This is a genomic window from Bacteroidia bacterium, from assembly GCA_033391075.1.
In the GTDB taxonomy this organism is placed as follows: domain Bacteria; phylum Bacteroidota; class Bacteroidia; order J057; family J057; genus JAWPMV01.
The window spans coordinates 2,222,161-2,242,054 of the sequence record JAWPMV010000001.1; the positions used below are offsets into that span (position 1 = coordinate 2,222,161).

Consider the following 19,894-nt stretch of genomic DNA (forward strand, 5'->3'; position numbering starts at 1 on the left):
CAAATCACAAACTCTTATACTTTCCCCACAAAGTTCCAGCCTTTCCCCACATCTAGTTGTTGGAGTGATGCATATCTCATTATTTGAGGAATAATCAATTAAATAACTATGCAACACAAAACTTTAATTTGCTGCCTGTTAATCATTTTGCCTGGCCTCTTGATAGGACAGGAGCTCAAAGAGATTAAATCAGAATCGGAAATGCTTGCTAATCCTGATAAGTATCCGGTCAGCATTTACCTCAAACTAGGCCTTCCTTTTGGAGCTATGGCTTTGAATACAGGAAATTCTAATATTCGTCAACAGCTTGAGGCTGCAGCAATAGAGCTTTCAAGAACTCGGGCTTATAGCTTGTTTGAAATCGGTTTACGGTATAAGCGCATCTATGTTGATCTGGGGGTAGATATTCCGGTCTATGAGTTGACTTTTTTTGATCGGCCAGTAAGAAGTTTTACCGTTGATTCCTATCAGACGGCTGGCTGGGGAAATGTGGGCGTATCAATCTTACAAAACAGAAATACTGCACTTTTGCTCAGACTGGGGATCGGTGAATTTGAAGCTGCTCATGAAATTACTTCATTTGGAAATACAGATCAGCTGGACTTTGATCAATTATTCCCGGATGCATCTTCACCTAAGACGACCCTAATATTTAACCGGAACACCTTTATAGATATAGGCCTGGAAATGTGGAGAGGGATAGCGAAAAGCTCCACGAGTTCGGGAGAAACCCTTCGAATAGGATACAGACGTGGTCTGAAAGCCAGTAGATGGGAAGCTTCAGGAAGGAGATCTATCAATGCTCCCCTGGATCGAATGGGTGAAATTTATTTTCAATTTGGGTTTAGTATTGGATACAACTTTCCCCAAAAATATCAATAAGTCATGAAGCGGATTACAGGAATAAATCGGCCCATGCTTTATCGCCTTCTGATAAGTTTTCTTTCTCTACTTTTGATCGGAGCCCAATCGAATTTAACACAGGAAGCTTATGCTACCTTAAGGATCTACAAAAAAGCCTATACGAGTTCGGGTTTTGGGATAAAAATCAATGATCAACTGGTGGTCAGAAACCTGAAAAATCGAAGCTGGTTTGAAGTAGAGGTACCCGTAGGAAAATTGGCTATAGAAACTATTTCAGAAGTTCGTTATCCAACCGTTAAGCGAAAATCATTTTCTTTGGAGGTTGAAGCAGGAAAACTATATTACCTGGAAGCCATCGTCGATTATGAATTTTGGGTAAGCAGTATGTATTTGGTATTACGAGAGGCAGAGCGTGCAGAAAAAGATATGAAAAGATGCAAGCAAAGAGAATATGAACTCAAAAAAGTGGAATAATTGGACTCCCTGGCTTTTTGCCACCCTGACGCTTTGTCTGGGTGGCTTTTGGGGATTTCAACTCCATGAAAGCCTTACCCTGCAATATGCAGGTGAGTGGGATCAATTAGGGGGATTTGTGCGTTGGCTTTTGGGCTATGTGGTCATCCTGCTGGGATTGATGTTATTGGCTTGGCTAAACTTTAGAGGTCCCTATCAGTGGTGGGGACTAAACGAAGAAAACAAATGGATCTATCGAAGTTGGGCTTTGCTTTTGTACTTTTTTCTCTACCTCTTTTTGCAGTGGACTACGGGAATGGAAGTTGATCTGGTAGAGGAAAATCTTTTGGTCGCTTTGTTGGCATTTATATTTGTCATGGGTTTCACCTTTGTCGCAGGTTTGGTAAGAAGTCGAAATCAGCAGGCGAAACTTTTGCAGGAACAAACAGCCGCGGAATTGCAAGCACTACGTTCTCAACTCAATCCTCATTTCCTCTTCAATGCCTTGAATACCCTATACAGTCGTGCAGTTCCTCTGGAAGATGAAAGCCTGGCTGAAGGCATTGAGGAACTCTCCGGAATATTACGATTTACCCTACAGCAATCCCAAAAAGATTATGTCAGTATAGAAGAGGAGCTGACTTTCTTGAAAAGATATATTGGCCTGCAACAAGCTCGCATGGCCAATCCCGAAAACATACATATTGATATTCGATGGGATCAAAGTGAAGCCCAAATTCCCCCGCTACTCTTGCTTCCATTCGTCGAGAACCTCTTTAAATATGGCATTTCCCCTCAGAGTGAAATACCCGCAAAGCTCAGTTTATCCATAGAAGAAGGATTTCTGGATTTCTTAAGTCAAAACCCTATTTATCCTGTTCAACAAAGAGGAACAGGTAAGGGCATCGAGCAAGTGAAAAGACGTCTTGCCCTACAATATCCCGATCAACACCAACTATCTATCCAACAATCAGACGAGCAATTTGAGCTGCGACTTCAATTAACTTTAGCTCCTAAAGCCGTCCCTGCCAGCTAATATACCATGATACTACAAGCTATAGCCATAGACGACGAACCTTCAGCCCTCAAAGTGTTGGAAGCACATGCAGAGAAAATTCCTTTTCTCAATCTTAAGCAAAGTTTTCTGAATCCAACTGAGGGCCTGGCATATCTCCAAAGTCATAGAGTTGATGTGGTTTTTTTGGACGTACAAATGCCGGATTTGATGGGAACTGAATTGGCAAAACTTCTTCGGGATATAGATGTGCAGCTCATATTTGTGACTGCTTATGCGGATTATGCGGTTCAGGGATTTCAGTTACGTGCGCTGGACTATTTACTCAAGCCTGTTTCTTTGCCCCGTTTTCTGGAAGCCTGCAATCGGGCTTTGCAAGGGCAGCAAAAACGTCTGAATCAATCTCCCAGCCTATTTATCAAAGATGGCTATGATTGGGTGAAGGTTGACCTGGATGCTCTCTTATACATTCGTTCTGATACCAATCTCCTGTTCTTTCATCAAACAGAGAAAACGGTCAGTACGCGAATGACGATTTCAAAAGCCCTGGATATGCTGCCGAAAGGAGCCTTCGTGAGGGTGCATAAATCCTATATCGTAGCCATTCATGCGATTCGGAAAATCGAACGTCATCAATTGACCGTTGGGCAGGATCAAATCCCTTTGGCTAGCAGTTATAAGGAGGAAGTTCAGCGATTGTTGTTGGGATAATTGTAACGATATTTACCGTCCAATAGTAAAGAATAGCATCCTTTAAGCCAATCAAATGCCCCGACTCTGGTGGCGATTAATTTATTTTTTCTACAATCTTTTTCATAAGAATAGGGGTAATGACCTAAACCTCCGACTGATGATTGTAAGCCTATCCGATAATAGGTATCAAGGGCTAGGAAAATCATTCCACACTCAAAAAAATCATCTAATCAAAGCAACATCACATGAACAGGTCATTCTTCAAACAGGCGATATGGGTACTCTTGAGTTTCTCCTTATTCTTAAGTTGTGAGTCTGAAGTACCGGATGGAATATTTTTCCTGAACACAGAAGCAGTTCCAGGCCTTTCCCCTCTCCACGGGGTGGATAATAAATTCTTCGGATGCGAAAGCCCACTTTATCCGGCTGATACCTCTGCCAGGTACTGTGCGATCATGCGAGGGGAAACCTTTCGGCTCTCTGACTCAGCGAAATACTGGCTTCCTCAATATGCTTTTGACATTGGCAAAGTATTCACCTATATAAATGAAAATGGTGATAAACTTGATCTGAAGTTGACGGATAAGAAACACCTATTGGTTGATAGGGTTATTACCAAAAATACAGATCCTTGTGATTCCTTTATGGGCAAATGGATAGGGACTTGTAATGAGGTTGAATTATTCTATGTACTTCTCGAAACTGAGTCTAAGGATGTATCGATGTATGTAGAAGTAGGCACCACCCAATTGGGAAATAGCGACACCACCTACGCTCCTATGGGACAAATATGGTTGTCGCCTCTGCATATGGAAAATCCAATTAGTCAATGGATTTGGCCGGAGGAACTGGACGAAACCAATTTCATTTATCAGCTCTTTACCCTGGACGAGGAGCTTACTTTATTGGGGCAGACATTTAATAATGTGCTAAACCGAAATGACTGGTATTATTCCAGGGAAACAGGTCTGGTCGCGTTTCGGGATGAAAATGAAGTCTTTTGGGTGTTACAGGAGTAAGCTAACTCTGTATCGCAGGCCAGCTTCAAATGTTCTAATAAATCGAATGATCTAAACATAGAATTAACCGCTTATTGTATTTTCTTATGTATGAATAGATTTATTAGTATATATTAAATTTAATATCCGCAAGATTTGAGAAGTTTCGCAACTTCTCAATTTTGCTTTTCTCATTTTCTGCTATGTTTTTTGGACTGCTACTTAGCATTTAAGGAAACATACATCTGAATATCCCTGGAGTGCAGATTGAATGTACATGTCTGATTTCCCGAAAGAAATATTCTACCAAAACTATGGACCTCTCTGTAACTATGCAGCAGCTATAGTTAAGGATTCCGCTGTGGCAGAAGATATTGTGCAAAACCTCTTCATCCAGCTATGGCAAAAATCCAGTTTTCAGAAAGTGAAACAGATAGAAGGTTTTTTATTAAGGGCTACTAAATTCAAGTGCATAGACTATCTGAGAAGCAATCAGAAAACCCGCTTGATTTCTCTGGAATCATATATGGCCGAAGCTTCTGTTGGACCAAGCCCCTTTGAAATACAAGAAAAAGACATTGAACCCTTGTTCCACTATTTTGCTGCCAAGCTCCCGCCTAAAACTCAGGAGGTGTTTTTAAAGAGCAGAAACGGAATGAGTTATCGGGAGATTGCTGAAGATCTGGATATTTCGATTAAAACTGTCGAAAATCAAATGGGTAGAGCCCTCAAACATATGCGTAGCATGCTAAAGGAACAGAATCTGCTCACTTTGCTTCTATTTCTTCAATCAGTCTTTTAAGGGAAGAGTGGGAAACTGATTTTTTCTTTGTGAATAGGGGTATTGCTTAGACTTACCGACTTATAAATAGACAGCTTTATTATTTAGATGGAAAACGACATATACGACATACTCCTCAAGCATTTTAAACAAGAGACAACTGCAGAAGAGGAAAAACAGCTAGATAAATTCCGGCAGGAAAACTCCTTTGAATATGAACAGATGAGAAAGCTCTGGTTTTCAGATTCTGAAATTAAGTTGTATGATTTTGATACCGATGCAGCATGGGAAAATGTTAAGAAAAAGGCACTATCTCAGCAAGGGAAACGGCAGCTGTTATTTAGCCGAAAATGGTTTGCCGCTGCTGCAGTAATTCTCTTGTTATTTCTGGGATATTGGGTCCTCAAAGATAGCATTCAGAGCCCTCAATCCAGGATGATCAGCCATAAAGCAGAAGAAGGGGAAGGGGTTGATTTAATTGTGTTAGAGGATAGCACTAAAATTTGGTTGAATGAAGGAGCTGTTTTACGTTACCCTCAAAAATTTAATGAACATGAGCGTAGGATAAGCTTGTCAGGAGAAGCCTTTTTTGAAGTAGAAAAGGACCTTAATCGTCCCTTTATTATACAAACTGCTCTATCCGAAACTCGGGTATTGGGCACTTCATTTAACATTAAAAGCAGGGATGAATTTTGTCTGGTAAGTGTAACTGAAGGTAGGGTAGAAGTTAGTAATTCCTCAGATCAGAAAGCGATTCTGATTGCGGGAGAAGTTGCTCGGCTACAAGGAAAAGAACTTGATACTTATGCGAATGCAAATCCTAATTACCTCTCCTGGAAAACAGGTGTTTTTCATTTTGAGGAAAGCACTTTAAGGCAAATGGTAGAAGATCTTAACAGCTTTTACAGAAATCAAATACTGTGGGAGGGAAGCACAGAGTATAATTGCAATATCACTGCAGATTTCGAAAATCAAAGCCTTGAAGATATTATAAGCATGATTGAGCTTAGCTGTGAATTAGATATAAAAATGGAAGATGGGACTTACCTCATTCCTTAATAAATCAATAAAGCCTGAGAATAAAGCTATTGTCCCAAGATGATCAGATCTATTTGTCTAATGCTATTTATAAGTCTTTCTGCCTATGGTTATTCCCAGGACCGATTGAGTGAGACTCCTATTAGCATTAGTCTGGACAATAAAAGCCTGAAAGAGGTATTTAAGCTCATAGAGAAGCAGACAGATATTGGATTTGTATACAGTAATAATCCGGAACTAGAAAAGAAAGTTAGTGGAGAATTTCACAATATGAGTCTAGCTTCTTTTCTGGAAAAATGTTTTGAAGGGACAGATTTAAGCTTTAAAGAAATTGGGGGAAAGATCACCATATATAGAAAGGGAAGAAGTAGCAGGAATTCCAATTCTTCAGGCAAGAAGCACAACAATAAATTCACCCTTTCAGGTTATGTTTATGATAAATCTACAGGCGAGGCTCTGATAGGGTGCTCGATCTACGATAAAGAAGGTAAAATTGGGACGATTACAAATGAATATGGTTTTTATTCCCTTAGTCTCGCTCAAGGAAGTATTCAACTCGCAGTTTCCTATTTTGGGTATGAACAAACAGAAGTCCCGCTGACCCTGAATGATGATCAGCAGGTGAATTTTGAGTTGGCCCAGACTGATTTTGACCTGGATGAAATATTAGTTGAAGCTCAGCAAGCTACTTCCAGGCGTAAAGGAATATCAGCTACTCAACTTAGCCCACAACTTATTGCTCGTTTGCCTTCATTTTTGGGAGAACCCGATTTACAGAAAAATTTACTCACTTTGCCAGGCGTAAGCTCCATTGCAGCAGGAAGTAGTGGATTCAATGTTCGGGGAGGGCGTGTGGATCAAAATCTGGTCTTGGTAGATGAAGCTCCTTTGTACAACAGCTCCCATCTTTTGGGCCTACTTTCGGTAGTTGATAATAATGCAGTCAAAGAGGTCAATTTTTTCCGTTCCGGCATTCCTGCCAAATATGGAGGTCGGGTTTCTTCAATTTTAGATATTCGCCTAAAGGAGGGTAATAGCCGTTCCTTTAATGGCTCCGCATCCATTAATCCATTTTTTGCAAAACTCAACCTGGATATTCCTCTTGTAGAAGATCGTTTAAATCTGGTTGTTTCTGCCAGACAGTCTTATGCTGCTTTGATCAATCTATTTGTAAGGCAGGAAGAAACGAAGTTGACCCCAGGATTTAGCGATGGCTCCTTGAAATTAAATTATCGAGTAGGGAAGAAGGATAAATTATTTTTCTCTTTCTATGCGGGCAATGATTTTATTAAGTCCGAAGAAACTAACAAGCAAGGCAGCAGACCTATCCGAAAAGCTATGTGGGGGAATCTGCTTGCAAACCTCCGATGGAATCATCTATTCTCTAATAAGGTCTTTGCCAACCTCAGTTTGATCTATAGTGATTTCAATTTCGAGATGAAGGGTATAAATGGGAACTTTTCCAGATCGATCTATCCCGTAATCACCACTGCACAGGTAAGGGGACAGGAAATAAAATACGACCTTTCCTTTTATCCTCGGGCTTCTTTTTCAGTTTATGCAGGAATAGGAGCCCAAAATAATCTGTATACGCGTTTATCAGAAGTGGAAGAAGCAGGATTTATCTCTCCTGAACCCAACGATAATGCCCTGGAATATTATGCGTATGTTGATACAGAGAGCAGACTCGCAAAAGGGCTAAGTCTGCGCGCCGGTCTCCGTTTTTCAGGCATATGGAACTATGGCCCGAATTTCATCAATCGATATGAAACGGGATTACCGCCCTCTGTCAATACGATCATTGGAACTGAGCTCATTGCTGCCGGAAAAACTCTGGCCCACTTTCAAAACCCTGAACCCAGGCTTTCCCTTGGCTATCAATTATCGGAAAACTTCAACCTAAGTCTGGCTTATGACTACCTGGTGCAATACAGACATTTGCTCTCAAATACGATAGGAGTTGCGCCTTATGACGTTTGGGTGCCTGCCAGCAATTATTTGCCTCCAACTAAAGCACATCAGTATAGCTTGGGTGTTCGTACAAACTGGAAAGGATTCCAGCTTGGGACAGAGATTTACTTCAAGCAAATGAAAAACCTTCTGGAATTCCGCAGAAATGCCCGCTTGCTTTTTGTAGGTAAAGAGGAGACGGAATTGCTTCCCGCTGAATTAAATGCCTATGGTATGGAGTTGAGTTTGGAGAAAAAGCAGGGAAACTTTCAGGCTTATGCAAATTATACCTGGTCTCGGTCCTGGGTGCGAACTTTATCAGAATGGGAAAATATCCAGATAAATAAAGGAAGGCATTATCCTTCAAATTACGATCGCCCTCACAATGCCAGTCTTGTGCTTTCTTATGCTATTAGCTCCAGACTAAGTAGCTCCGCAAACTTCATATGGCAATCTGGAAGGCCCCTGACCATTCCGGAAGGACGGATTGGAAGCCTGATTCTTTACGGGGATAGAAATGCAGGGAGATTACCGCCAAACCATCGCCTGGATGTATCTCTGTCTATTAGCCCTAAACCTCAGGCAAATCAAAAAGTAAAAAGTACTTGGGTAATCTCCGTTTTGAATGTTTATGCCCGTAGAAACATCCTTACCTATTTCATTGATCAGGAATTGAAGCCAGCTGATCAGATTTCAGAAACCTTTTTCAATTATAAATTGAAACAAATGTCTTTGGTGCCCGGCATCATTCCTTCCTTTTCCTACAAACTTCATTTTTAAGTATTTACCCAAGACTTTTATTGATGAATGCATTTATTAAATATTCCTTTTTATTATTCCTCTGCATCTTACTGTCGGCTTGCATAGAGGAAGTTGATCGAGAATTTGACTTCAAGGAAAAGACCTTCATCATTGGGTATATAGGGACACAGTTGGAGCCTGTGTCGGTGAAAATTTTGCAATCGGTACCTATAGATTCCGAAGGGGAAGATTATAAACTTGTGCCTTCTGCCGAAGTCTTCGTTTTGGAAGAAGGACCAGATCAGCAAATAAGCATAGATACACTTGCATATGATCAGGAAAAAGAGGCTTTTCTAGGAATTGATCCTTTTGTTGCCCAGGAAAATCATAGCTATTGGCTGGAAGTTGATTTAGGGGAAGGGAGGCTGAAAAGTAGCAGCTTACTGAGCCTCGATCCTGAGCCAAGGCTGAAAATAGAAGTGGATTCTGTTGAGTTAGATAACTCCCTTTACTTAGGACTTAGAATTGCAGATGCGAAGGCCTATAATTATGTGATTGGGATGCATGATAAAGATCAGGGAGTAGATTTTTTTAAAGCCATCAATTTCGCCGAGTTTCATGATAAAAAGCTCAGAACCAGTGCAGAATTGCTGCTCTATTTCCAAAAAAGGATAGGAGCAAATGAGGGCCTCTACATCTTGCAGTTGCCGGAAGAAGCATCTGGCTTTTTTCGAGAATGGAACCAATTATACGAAGGTCTTATCACCAATAATTTGTTTACCGTCTTTTTTAGTGTCGCTCCAGAAAATCTGAGTTCAGGTTTCCGGGACCCAAACGGAGACATTGCTGAAGATGTCATGGGTATTTTCTTCCCCTGCAATTCATGGAAATTTAATTGATCAAAGAATAGCCTTTATCGCTTTTTCCAGCTTATCGGTATCGACCGTGATATCGGCCATATTCATCGCGAGATCAACGCCTTCCTTTGGAGCTTTCCCTTTCCCTATAAAATAGGAATAATCGATCTCCATCGTATTACAAAGCGCGTAGAAACAGGCATTGACGTATTGGGGATGGTAAAATTCCAATACCTGAGTTCCCGGCTCGCAATATACCAGTCCGGATAATCCTGCTCCATGTGGTGTAAGAATCACTTTTGCCTGATTAAAGAGGGCCACTTGCTCCAGATAGCTCATCTTTTCCAGGGTATATTTCTGGAAGCCATATTTCTCAGCTACTTTGACAATAGCGTCCTCATTGAGCACTTTCCGCGCGGGAGCATTAGCCCGGCTGATATACACTTTCTCAGAAGTATCAGCAGGAAGTTCAGCTTTCAGGGGAATGAATTTCTCTCGCAAATATTCGCAAATCCATCGGGTCGGATTTCCTACTCCTGCAGGAGTAGAGGGAACGATCAATTCGTCGGCTTTCAAATGCTGGTAGGTCTGTGTATCGACCAATTTTTCTTCCGGAATCCCCAAAGCTGCCAGGGTATCCTTCATGAAGCGACTCTTGCTGCTATTGATGATAATCGCGTCTGCATCATCCAAAGACATACCTGCGCGTTCTAATGAGGCCAATTTCGGAAGCAAATCATAGATCCAGTGATAAAACTGCTCTCCTTTCATAGTTACCAAAGAGATCGCTCTGCCCTGGATGTGATGAAGATTGGGAAGTTTAAACTGGCTGAATATGCTGTGCTCCCTTGGATTGGGATTGAATTCATCAGAAATGGGAATGAGCACATGATCATTTTCTGTGATATGAGCTGTAGAGTTTACGTGGCCCATATTGTTGTGCTTTACCCATACCCGACCATTTCGCAAAAAAGAAACGCTGGCATCCGGAGAATCCTTGCGGTATTCTTTTTCGATAATCCAGTGAACTTTATCCTCTATGGTTTGTGGTTTTTTTCGAATCAGGGCTTCTGATTCGGCGACAATCGTATATTCTCCTGCCCCGGGATCTTTCAAGCTATTGGCCCATTCTTCCAGGGTGAAATACAAGCCTTTGGGAGGCCCCAATTTCTCCGAACTCATGGGCAAAGCCCTCAATGGCAAAAGCATCAGGCTTTTCGATTGCTTCTTGAGCTTGCGAAAAGAGCGTTGGTAGGGCTTTACATAAGGCCTCAATGCCTCTTTTAATGCTTGTTTCATGAGGGCTTCCCGGCCTTTAATTTAAATAAGACTCGTATCCGTTGTCGTGGAGGTATTGAAGTACCTCTTCTGAATTTTCGATGAAACTGTCCAAAGATTTTGGAGTTACCTTGCGTAATTGAGTTTCCGGTACTTCGAAATTGATTCCAAGGAATCCGGAAAGCTTCTGAAAGGTGTCTGGATGAGATTCTGGCTTGGCCAAATCATCTTCATAGGAAAGCTTGAGGTGTGGAATGTTTTCCAACAAGCGAGCTTCAACCTGCGCCTGATCTTCCAAAGCATCCATCCACTTTTGCAATTCGGAAATCTCAACGGGCATTTTCTTGCCTTTATTCTTGACCCCTGCTTGCGCATTGCTATGAAACTGGTTCTTGTAGCGCGCATACAGATTAGACATGCCTTGTCGGAAGATATTATGACGTCTCAGGTATATGATCTTGTAGCCATTATCGACCAATTTCTCCAGATACTCTTTCTTTTCTTCCTCTGTATCCAGGCCTAAACTCAATCCTAAATGATAGGTAAGGCATTTGAAACCGTAAACGGATTTATTGCCCAGGATAGAACGGAAACGGAGGTAAAGAAAGGGAAACATGACCTTTCTGTGATAAATCTCATTATCACAAAAAATATTGCTGTTGGAATTCAGGAGATTGACCAATAGTGTACTGCCTGATCTTCCGGTTCCAAAGATCACGAATTTGCCTTTCGGCTTACTTCTTTTGCGTAAGGGATATGATAAATAGGTAAAGAGCTCGAACAGGTACCCAAAGTTCTTGTTCAGGATAGCTGATTGCTTTAAGCGATACTTCAGCTGGTCCAGTACTTGTTCCTGAGGGCTCATACCTGGTGATCTACTAATTGATGTCATGAATGTTGCTTCTCTACTACACTGTCAAGTGAAAGTATGTTCTCTTTGATATTTTGTAATTGCGTTTTCCAGGAAAATAGCTCCGCAGTCAATTTACGGCTATTGTCTCTCAGTTTTTCCCATGTGCTTTGATCTTCCAGAAGCTTCGCAGAATATTCTACAAAGTCCTTCATGCTATGGGTATGGTATAGGTGCGTGCCATTTTCGACAGGCATTCCTTCTGAGCCAATAGGAGTTGTAACCACAGGAATTCCTCTGAACATAGCGTTCATTACCTTTAATTTTACTCCACTACCAAAGCGAAGAGGCGTTAGGAAAACCCTGCATTTACCATAGTAATCCTCCAGATCATCTACGAAGCCTGTCATGATTACATCTGGAAATTTATCTGCCAGAGCTACAATACGCGCATCGGGCTTACCGCCAACGATGTAAAACTTGGCATTGGGTTTTTTTGCTTTCAAAGCTTCCCATCCTTCTTCCAGGAACCAGATAAGACCATCTACATTGGCTTCCCATCCCAGAGAACCGATATAAAGCAAAGATTCTTCGGTATTATCCCATTCGAGGTCGGGCCATTCCAGCATAAAGTCTTCTCCACAAGGAATGATTTTCTCGATGTGACTATTTCCATTGGTCAAATCTGAAAGAATCTCCTGGTCATTGGGATTTGCCAGCACCATATTGGCTCTTTGGCAAAAATCTTTTTCCTGTTTTTTGATACGTTTGGACTCCAGATAGGTAACCAGCTTTTTCAGCGGATTAGGACTTACCTCTGAGTATCTTTCCCACATTACGAATTCAGCATTGTGCTCATGCATAATGGTTTTCGCCTTCACATTTTCCGGGATGTATTGAAACATCTCATAGTGATCGACAAAAACATAATCGTAATCGTCATTGGCTAGCCATGCATGGATGACTTCTTCCAATTCTTTGTGGTAGTTTCTTACGAAATTGATAGGTACACCTTGCATATAGCTTTTGGCTACTGTGCCTACCGTTCTTTCAACATTGAGCTCGAAACTAAAATATTTGTCAAGTTTTACTTTCGAGAGAAATTCCTGCTCATAGCTAGGATCTTCCCATTTCAACACGGTGACCATAGAGGTATCAAAGTGTTGGTTTAGAAAGTTGATGAAATTCCATGAGGTACTAGTACCACCACCCACAGGTGGGTAGGGGAGTTGCGAGGTAATGAAAAGTAATTTTTTCTGTTCCATTATTTATTTTTTCCTTGCTGATCGTCAAAATTGCGCACACGATCTATCCTTCAGTGGGCTTGCGCCTGTATTTTTTTGGTTCCGGTAAACATATCTTTAAGACTGAGCATTACCATATCCAGGTAGGGTTTGATCCAGAGAGCAAACCACAGAATGCCTCCATGTCTTTTGACAAAGAAGTACCAGTCTTTCTTTATATACCCTTTGATTGAATGAAAATCCTTGATCCTTTCTGAAAAGGATAGGGAAGGAGAGGCCCATCTTTCTGCGGTAGGGTTTGCTTCGCACTCTGCAACATATCCTGGCGCCAACCAGATACTACATCCCAATTTCCCGGCCCTTAATCCATAATCCGGATCTCCCCATCTATGTGTATAGAAGGGTTCTATATTTCCTACTCTGTCAGAAACTGATCTGGGTATGAGTACGCAGTTGCCAGTGTTGCTCGTACATTTTCGAGGTTCCTTTCCTGGCATGACTGCTTCCATTTTCAGGGTCCAACGACTTAGCCTTTTAAAGCCTCCGTATGAGAACTCCTTACTAACCGGATCTACCGTCCCTCCCAAAATAATACTCTTGGGTTCTTTTTTGGCACTTACCTCCGCATGTGTGTCCAGCAATTTGTCCAAAGCATTTGGATAGAGGAAGGTGTCATCATTTAACCAGAGATAGTAATCCAGATTATGCTGAAGGGCTTTCCCAAAAGCCAAATTCATACCTCCATTCCAGTACAAGGAACCCGTACCCTCAAAAACATGAACTCCCGGAAAGTTTTCCTTTACGGCAGCAGCTGTTCCATCCGGACTATTGTCATCTGTAAGGAAAACTTCCAGACTAACCCTGCCGGACTGTATTGCCTCCTGCTTATAGAGCTTTTCTAAACATGCCAGGGTCTTATTTCTCCGATTAAAGCAGGTTAAAACTGCTCCGATGCGCACGTGATCTTTCATATTTGTTAAGCCTCTTGCTTAGCCTCCGTTTCTAATAGTTTTGCAAATTCTAATAAAGAATGTGTTTGGGTATCGATGATCGTTTTGTGTTCCTCTTTGATTTCCTTATCCGATAGCCAAACGCTGTATATTCCTGCATTTTTTCCAAACTCCATGTCAGAGATCGAGTCTCCGATAATCAAGGACTTCTCAAAGTCTATTTCCGGATACATTTTTTTAGCTTCAAAAGCCATGCCCGGTTTTGGTTTCCTCCATTCTCTGTGATCCTCTTCCGCCAAATCCGGACAATAAAAAATCTGATCTATCCGTCCTCCCTGCGATTCAATTTCTTTTCTCATTCGCTCGTGAATGTCCTCGACATCCTCATTTGTCATCAATTTCCGACCTACTCCCCTTTGATTGGTAACAATGACGATCCTTCCAAACATCTTGTTGAAGATTTGCATCGCCTCGAAAACGCCGGGCAGAAAGATGAATTCTCCCCAATGTTTTACGTAGTCATTGTCTCTTTTTACGTTGATCACTCCATCTCTATCGAGAAAGAGGGTCCAGCTGTTGTCAATCTTAAAGGACGGCAAGGTCATGTTTTGATTTTTCGTAATCTTCCGGAATTCCTATGTCAATGAAGTAAGAATCGAATCCTGTGCCATAAAAGGCTTCTTCATCATAAAATTTCTCCAAAATATCTGTTTCAAAAGAGAACTTCTGTGGCAATTCTTCCTCCATCAGAAGACTTTTTCGGAACAAATACACCCCTCCATTGATCAAACCCTCAGCCATATATTTCTTCTCTTCAAATCCCATGATTCGACCATCATTTCCTATTTTGACGGTTCCATACCGCTCAAAGTCTTTCATTTCTTTTAAAGCCATGCCCAGAGTGGCAGAACTTTCCGCAAAAAAGCCGTAGAACTTCTCTAAATCTACCTGAAAAAAAGTATCTCCATTGATGGCCAGTACTTCTTCTCCTTCGACCAGATTGCAGGCAAGCTTGATTGCGCCCCCCGTTCCCAGTGCTTCTTCTTCAATCGAATATTTTATGGACATTCCTTTATAGGATTCTCCAAAATAATCGAAAATCACCTCTCTTTTGTATCCAACGGCTAGGATACAACTCTCTACGCCCTGCTCCGCAAGGTCATCCAGCAAGTAGGCCAGGAAAGGCCTTCCATTTATATCCGCCATAGGTTTAGGAACGTCAGATACAACTGATCTGAGTCTGGTTCCCTTTCCTCCGGCTAGTACTATTGCTTCTTTAATCATTTAAAAGATGTGTTGTGGTGTTAAGGTGTTGTAGTGTTAGGGTTTGAATTATCTAACCTGCGCACAATAACACTATAACACTTGCGCACTTTCCTTAGTAAACAAAGCTTCTTCTACCAACTGACAAATGATATGCCCGAGTAACATATGACACTCCTGGATACGAGGCGTATCTGTAGAAGGCATATTGAGGAGCATATCGCAATGATCTTTCATGTTGCCGCCTGTCTCACCGGTCATGGCGATGATATGCATGCCATTTTCTTTTCCCTGCTTAAAGGCTTCAATTACATTTTTAGAATTGCCAGAAGTTGACATGCCGATCAGTACATCTCCCTGACGACCTTTGGCTTTGATCAAACGGCTGTAGATCTGATCATATGAATAATCATTGGCTACTGCTGTTACATAAGAAGTGTTTACGTGCAAAGCCTCTGAAAAAAGAGGATCTCTGTCAAAGTAGAATCTTCCGGAAAATTCTGCTGCCAAGTGCTGCGCATCGGCTGCACTTCCGCCATTTCCACAAAAGAGGACTTTTTTGTCTGCACGAAAAGCTTCAACGATGATATCGCTTACTTCCTGTACTTTCTGCAATAAGGCTTCATCAGCCAACACAGCTTCTTTTGCCTTGATAGAGCTTTGTATTAATTCTTGTATTTGGTTCATTCTATTTTATTGTCCAGGTGGTGAGACCTGATTTGCTAAACTTAATTGGATAAACTTCTCCGCCCATTTCACGGAGTTTGTCAGAAACGCAATAGCGGGTATTGCCCGGGCAGAAGAAGGTCATAAAACCCCCACCACCTGCACCGGAAATCTTTCCTCCGGTAGCACCTACTTTTCTCGCCTCTGCATAGATTTCGTCAATGATGGGATTGCTGATTCCTGCAGCCATCTCTTTCTTAAACTTCCATCCATACTCCAGCAAATCACCGATTCTGGAAAGCTCTCCTCTCAGAAGTGCCTCCTTCATCATGTATGATTGCTTTTTGAGCTCATGCATGGCCTCAATGGATTTGCCTTTTTTCTTGGTCACACTTTCTTGCTGAGCTTCGATAATAGACGAAGAAAGTCGGCTGGTCCCTGTATAATAGGTGATGATATTGAATTCCAGTTCGAGGATGTATCGATTTCTGATCCTCAGCGGATTTACAATCACCTTGTCATCTTTGTAGAACTCCATGAAGTTGAAGCCTCCAAAGGTAGCTGCATACTGGTCCTGCTTTCCTCCGGCAAAGCCGAGATCAACCCGCTCAATATCATGGGCCAAATGGGCAATGTCATATTCCCCTAAAGGCAATTTCAACCACTCAGTAAAGGCACCTACAATAGCTACCACCAAAGTTGAAGAAGATCCCAAACCTGATCCGGGAGGGGCATCAACATAGGTCTTTAACTCAAAAGACAGAGGTGCATTGTGATTGAAATCTTTTACGATCCTGTTATAAACTCCCCGCAAAAGGTCCAGTTCCCCATTGATGGGTAAACGGGCCAGGCTGTCCATTTCAAATCGCTCTTTTTTGTCCATGGCATGCAAGACGATTTTTCCGTCCTTTCGAGGAATAATACTCGCATAGGCATATTTGTCTATGGTTGCATTTAGGATGGAGCCTCCAAATTCATCAGAATAAGGACTCACATCTGTTCCACCGCCGGCCAGTCCAATTCGCAAGGGAGCTTTACTACGAATGATCATAAGGTTAATTTACCTATCTGTAAGGTTAAGAACAGATCGATTTTTCGAAGTTCTTAACAAAGTTTCTTTTAAGATTAATGATTGAAAAAGAACGATTAGTACTTTATTGATTACAAAGGCTATGCCCAAGGGTTTTGATATTTTCCGATTTTCTGTTTGAAAATGAGAACGAAATAGGGCATGTCATCAATGATATATCTTTTGAACATCCGTTTGGGCTCCTGGGCCATTCTATATGCCCATTCCATGCCTACTTTGGTGATCCACTTGGGAGATCGTTTTACATTGCCTGCCTGGAAGTCTATGGTAGCTCCTATGGCAAAGAAGATGTCTATGCCAGGCATACGATTCTTATGTTTGATTATCCATTTTTCCTGCTTGGGGGCTCCTACGCCAACGGCTAGTACGCTAGCACCTGAATCATTGACCATCTGGATAATGCGATCACATTCATCTCGATCGTGTTCAAATCCAAAAGGGGGAGAATAACCACCGATTACTACCTGATTTCCCGCTTTGGAATTTATATTTTCCTCTGCCTGCTTGCAGGATTCCTCAGTGCCTCCCAGCAGGAATACCTTTATTTGATCTGTATTGTCTTTGTGGTATTGGCAAAAGGAAGGAAAGAAATCCGAGCCTGCAATTTGCTCTTTGATGGGATTATCAGATACCCATTTTGAAGTGGCCTGAATAATACGGCTATCACAAACCAGATAATCTGCTTTTGAATATACCTCGTAAAATTCACGGTCTTTCTGGAGTTTCATCAAATGGTCCACATTAGGTGTGAAAACCACTCCGGATTTCAAATCCTCCAGCAATTCTTTGAAGCTAAGGTTGTCCAACGTTACGTTGAGGATGTTTGTGTTATTCCCCATTGTTTCTTGTTTCCTAATATGCATTCTCTTCGCCTCTTACTGCATTCCAAACGGTAAGGAAAATGATCTTTATATCTAATAGAATGCTCCAATTCTCAATGTACCATGTATCATATTCAACTCGCTTTTTCATCATGGACGGATCAGTAGTTTCTCCTCTGAATCCATTGACCTGTGCATGACCGGTAATACCGGGCGTGATAAAGTGGCGGAACAAATACTTATTGATGATTTGAGAATATTCGTCTGTATGTTTCAACATATGTGGGCGAGGCCCAACTACTGACATATCTCCTGTCAGTACATTTATAAATTGTGGGAATTCGTCCAGGCTGGTCTTTCTGAGAAAAGCTCCAACTTTGGTGATTCGTTTATCTCCTTTGGTTGCCTGTACAGAATCTGAGTCCTTATTGACAGCCATTGTGCGGAATTTCCAGCACAAGAATTCTTTATTGTTCTTTCCGGACCTGAGTTGTTTAAAGAAGACCGGTCCGCTGGATTCCATTTTGATCAGTATAGCCACAATGGGCATCAGGATCGGAAATACAAACAGAATCACTCCCAAAGAAAAGGCCACATCAAAAGCTCGTTTCAATGACTGATTGAAAACGGTTCTCAAAGGTTCTTTCCGTAAAGAGAGGATAGGAATATGTCCAAAGAAATCCACATTGATCTGTTTCCTTTTGAGGACATTGAAATCCGTCACCATTCGGAAATAGATGAAATTATCATCCGCAAAATCCGATAGCTCCTCTATCATTTCTTCCGAAATCAAAGGCAGAGACATATAGATCTCATTTATCTGCTCTCGCAAACAGAAACTCTTTATATCTTCTATTTCATCCCGCACCAATGCTTCCACTTCTTTCTGGCTGAGAGAGGGATCCAGATTGTTGAGGAATCTATAAACAGTTGTATTCTTTGAATTGAAGAAATTGTATAATTCGTTGATGGAAGGGTCATTTCCTACAACGGCAATCTTGCGAATGGTGTAGGTCATGCTGTTGTAATAGCGGTAGGCTACTAAAAGCAAAGCCCTGAAACAAATGATTGCAGGAATACTGGTAAGATAGGTGTAAGCCAAAAATTCCCGAGAAAGAATGTGGGACTTTGTGCCTACAATATAGGTCATAACAATGAAGACCTGCAGAAAGACAGTAGAAAATAAACTTTGTAAAAAAGCATTAATGCTGAGAAGCTTTCTTGTCTCGTATGCATTTGTAAATAGAGAAGCCCCTACCCAAGCCAGAATAAAGGTGTAGAAGAAATAAATATAATCAGTGATGATAGGCTCGGTCAGATCACCCTTGAGGTAATAGGCAAGGCGACAAGAGAGATTGATGATTACAAACTCTGTTATCAATACAAATACCTTGAAGAAAAATCTATTGCTACCCATGTTTTTTTTATCCAGATAAATAAAGTCTGTTTTCTCCTATGTTTTGATGCAATAATTAGCCCAAAAGTTACATATGTTTTAACGGGAAAAATATTTATCACCTGGAAGGCTTACGCACATGTTTGCTTTGTTGTCAATTTGGTATCCGATTATCCCCAAGTAAAGCTTGATGTTGGTTTGCTTGTGCAGACGAACTATTTAATATCCCGAATAGTCGAAACAAATATAGGACTTGCAATCACTAATAAATGAGGATTCAGACCAGTGGCTATGAAACACTCTTGAAAGGTAATTTTCCCCGTATGAATAGGGCTTTGTTAAATTAAGTCAGAATCATTTGAAGAATTGGGCGAAAGTAAGCTATATTTGCAAGCAGATTATGGACAAGAACGACTACATCTTCACGCAAGAGGAAATCGCTGAGATCCAGAAGCACGTGGCGAAGTATCCCGATAGAAAATCGGCGGTCATGCCAGCCCTCTGGATCGCGCAGGAGAAGTTCGGATGGCTCTCCCTTGAAGCGATTAAACTGGTGGCTACTACAATTGACATTCCCTATGCCCATGTATATGGAGTAGCTTCATTCTACACCATGTATTTCAAAAAGCCGGTTCCCAAACATCTGATAGAGGTTTGTACCTGTTTTTCCTGCCATGAAGTAGGAGGCCCTGAAATGCTGAGCTATGTGAAAGAGAAAATTGGAGCAGATGAAAAAGGCTTTGGCAAAGACGGGAAAATTTGGGCAAGAGCAGCTGAATGTCTGGGGGCTTGTGATACTGCGCCTATGTGCCAGGTAAGCAATAAGCACTATCGCCATCACCTCACTAAGGAAAAAGTTGATACATTAATTGCTCAACTTGAAAAAGACGAAAATCTTAGCTACGAAAAAATACCGTTAAACGATCAATCTATACTAGATTAATTT

At 41.4% G+C, this 19,894-nt stretch carries 20 protein-coding genes; 10 read left to right on the forward strand and 10 right to left on the reverse strand.

Annotated features, from left to right (window positions below):
- Nucleotides 1-108 precede the first annotated feature (108 nt).
- From R8P61_09075 to R8P61_09115, 9 genes are all read left to right on the forward strand, one after another.
- On the forward strand, nucleotides 109-882 hold the full coding sequence (locus R8P61_09075; GenBank protein ID MDW3647203.1) for a hypothetical protein: 774 nt from the start codon (nucleotides 109-111) through the stop codon (nucleotides 880-882).
- A gap of 3 nt (nucleotides 883-885) precedes the next feature.
- The gene (locus R8P61_09080) at nucleotides 886-1,338 is read left to right on the forward strand and encodes a hypothetical protein (GenBank protein ID MDW3647204.1); all 453 of its coding nucleotides are present in this window, start codon (nucleotides 886-888) and stop codon (nucleotides 1,336-1,338) included.
- A complete protein-coding gene (locus R8P61_09085; protein MDW3647205.1) occupies nucleotides 1,316-2,353 on the forward strand; it encodes a histidine kinase in 1,038 nt (345 codons plus the stop codon). Before R8P61_09080 ends, R8P61_09085 begins: the two co-directional genes overlap by 23 nt.
- Before the next feature lie 6 nt (nucleotides 2,354-2,359).
- A complete protein-coding gene (locus R8P61_09090; GenBank protein ID MDW3647206.1) occupies nucleotides 2,360-3,043 on the forward strand; it encodes a LytTR family DNA-binding domain-containing protein in 684 nt (227 codons plus the stop codon).
- Nucleotides 3,044-3,270: 227 nt separating this feature from the next.
- Complete coding sequence (locus tag R8P61_09095) at nucleotides 3,271-4,044, forward strand: hypothetical protein (GenBank protein MDW3647207.1); 774 nt, start codon at nucleotides 3,271-3,273, stop codon at nucleotides 4,042-4,044.
- A gap of 256 nt (nucleotides 4,045-4,300) precedes the next feature.
- Complete coding sequence (locus R8P61_09100; GenBank protein MDW3647208.1) at nucleotides 4,301-4,825, forward strand: RNA polymerase sigma-70 factor; 525 nt, start codon at nucleotides 4,301-4,303, stop codon at nucleotides 4,823-4,825.
- An 87-nt stretch (nucleotides 4,826-4,912) separates the two neighbouring features.
- Nucleotides 4,913-5,863 carry a FecR domain-containing protein gene (locus tag R8P61_09105; GenBank protein MDW3647209.1) on the forward strand — a complete coding sequence of 317 codons (951 nt, stop codon included), beginning with the start codon at nucleotides 4,913-4,915 and terminating at the stop codon, nucleotides 5,861-5,863.
- Nucleotides 5,864-5,923: 60 nt separating this feature from the next.
- Entirely contained in the window at nucleotides 5,924-8,572 is a 2,649-nt protein-coding gene (locus R8P61_09110) for a carboxypeptidase-like regulatory domain-containing protein (protein ID MDW3647210.1), read from the forward strand.
- A 23-nt stretch (nucleotides 8,573-8,595) separates the two neighbouring features.
- The gene (locus R8P61_09115) at nucleotides 8,596-9,432 is read left to right on the forward strand and encodes a hypothetical protein (GenBank protein MDW3647211.1); all 837 of its coding nucleotides are present in this window, start codon (nucleotides 8,596-8,598) and stop codon (nucleotides 9,430-9,432) included.
- Here the strand turns inward: R8P61_09115 and R8P61_09120 are convergent, their stop codons facing one another.
- The 10 genes from R8P61_09120 to R8P61_09165 form a co-directional block, all read right to left on the reverse strand.
- Nucleotides 9,433-10,689 (reverse strand): glycosyltransferase family 61 protein, encoded by a 1,257-nt coding sequence (locus tag R8P61_09120; GenBank protein ID MDW3647212.1) that lies wholly within the window; start codon nucleotides 10,687-10,689, stop codon nucleotides 9,433-9,435.
- 16 nt (nucleotides 10,690-10,705) lie between these two features.
- On the reverse strand, nucleotides 10,706-11,560 hold the full coding sequence (locus R8P61_09125) for a hypothetical protein (GenBank protein ID MDW3647213.1): 855 nt from the start codon (nucleotides 11,558-11,560) through the stop codon (nucleotides 10,706-10,708).
- Nucleotides 11,557-12,783: a glycosyltransferase gene (locus R8P61_09130; GenBank protein MDW3647214.1), complete on the reverse strand. Its 1,227-nt coding sequence runs from the start codon at nucleotides 12,781-12,783 to the stop codon at nucleotides 11,557-11,559. The genes R8P61_09125 and R8P61_09130 overlap by 4 nt, the downstream gene beginning before the upstream one ends.
- 50 nt (nucleotides 12,784-12,833) lie before the next feature.
- A complete protein-coding gene (locus tag R8P61_09135; protein MDW3647215.1) occupies nucleotides 12,834-13,733 on the reverse strand; it encodes a glycosyltransferase family 2 protein in 900 nt (299 codons plus the stop codon).
- Between the two features lie 5 nt (nucleotides 13,734-13,738).
- Entirely contained in the window at nucleotides 13,739-14,317 is a 579-nt protein-coding gene (locus tag R8P61_09140) for an HAD family hydrolase (protein MDW3647216.1), read from the reverse strand.
- Nucleotides 14,298-14,996 carry a nucleotidyltransferase family protein gene (locus R8P61_09145; protein MDW3647217.1) on the reverse strand — a complete coding sequence of 233 codons (699 nt, stop codon included), beginning with the start codon at nucleotides 14,994-14,996 and terminating at the stop codon, nucleotides 14,298-14,300. The genes R8P61_09140 and R8P61_09145 overlap by 20 nt, the downstream gene beginning before the upstream one ends.
- Before the next feature lie 72 nt (nucleotides 14,997-15,068).
- On the reverse strand, nucleotides 15,069-15,662 hold the full coding sequence (locus tag R8P61_09150; protein ID MDW3647218.1) for a D-sedoheptulose 7-phosphate isomerase: 594 nt from the start codon (nucleotides 15,660-15,662) through the stop codon (nucleotides 15,069-15,071).
- Nucleotide 15,663: 1 nt separating this feature from the next.
- Nucleotides 15,664-16,692: a dehydrogenase gene (locus R8P61_09155; GenBank protein MDW3647219.1), complete on the reverse strand. Its 1,029-nt coding sequence runs from the start codon at nucleotides 16,690-16,692 to the stop codon at nucleotides 15,664-15,666.
- A 119-nt stretch (nucleotides 16,693-16,811) separates the two neighbouring features.
- Nucleotides 16,812-17,570, reverse strand: a complete 759-nt coding sequence (locus R8P61_09160; GenBank protein MDW3647220.1) for a WecB/TagA/CpsF family glycosyltransferase — start codon at nucleotides 17,568-17,570, stop codon at nucleotides 16,812-16,814.
- 13 nt (nucleotides 17,571-17,583) lie between these two features.
- Nucleotides 17,584-18,969 carry an undecaprenyl-phosphate glucose phosphotransferase gene (locus tag R8P61_09165; GenBank protein MDW3647221.1) on the reverse strand — a complete coding sequence of 462 codons (1,386 nt, stop codon included), beginning with the start codon at nucleotides 18,967-18,969 and terminating at the stop codon, nucleotides 17,584-17,586.
- A 379-nt stretch (nucleotides 18,970-19,348) separates the two neighbouring features.
- On the opposite strand from R8P61_09165, the gene nuoE reads away from it, so the two are divergent.
- A complete protein-coding gene (gene nuoE, locus R8P61_09170) occupies nucleotides 19,349-19,891 on the forward strand; it encodes an NADH-quinone oxidoreductase subunit NuoE (protein ID MDW3647222.1) in 543 nt (180 codons plus the stop codon).
- Nucleotides 19,892-19,894: the final 3 nt, after the last annotated feature.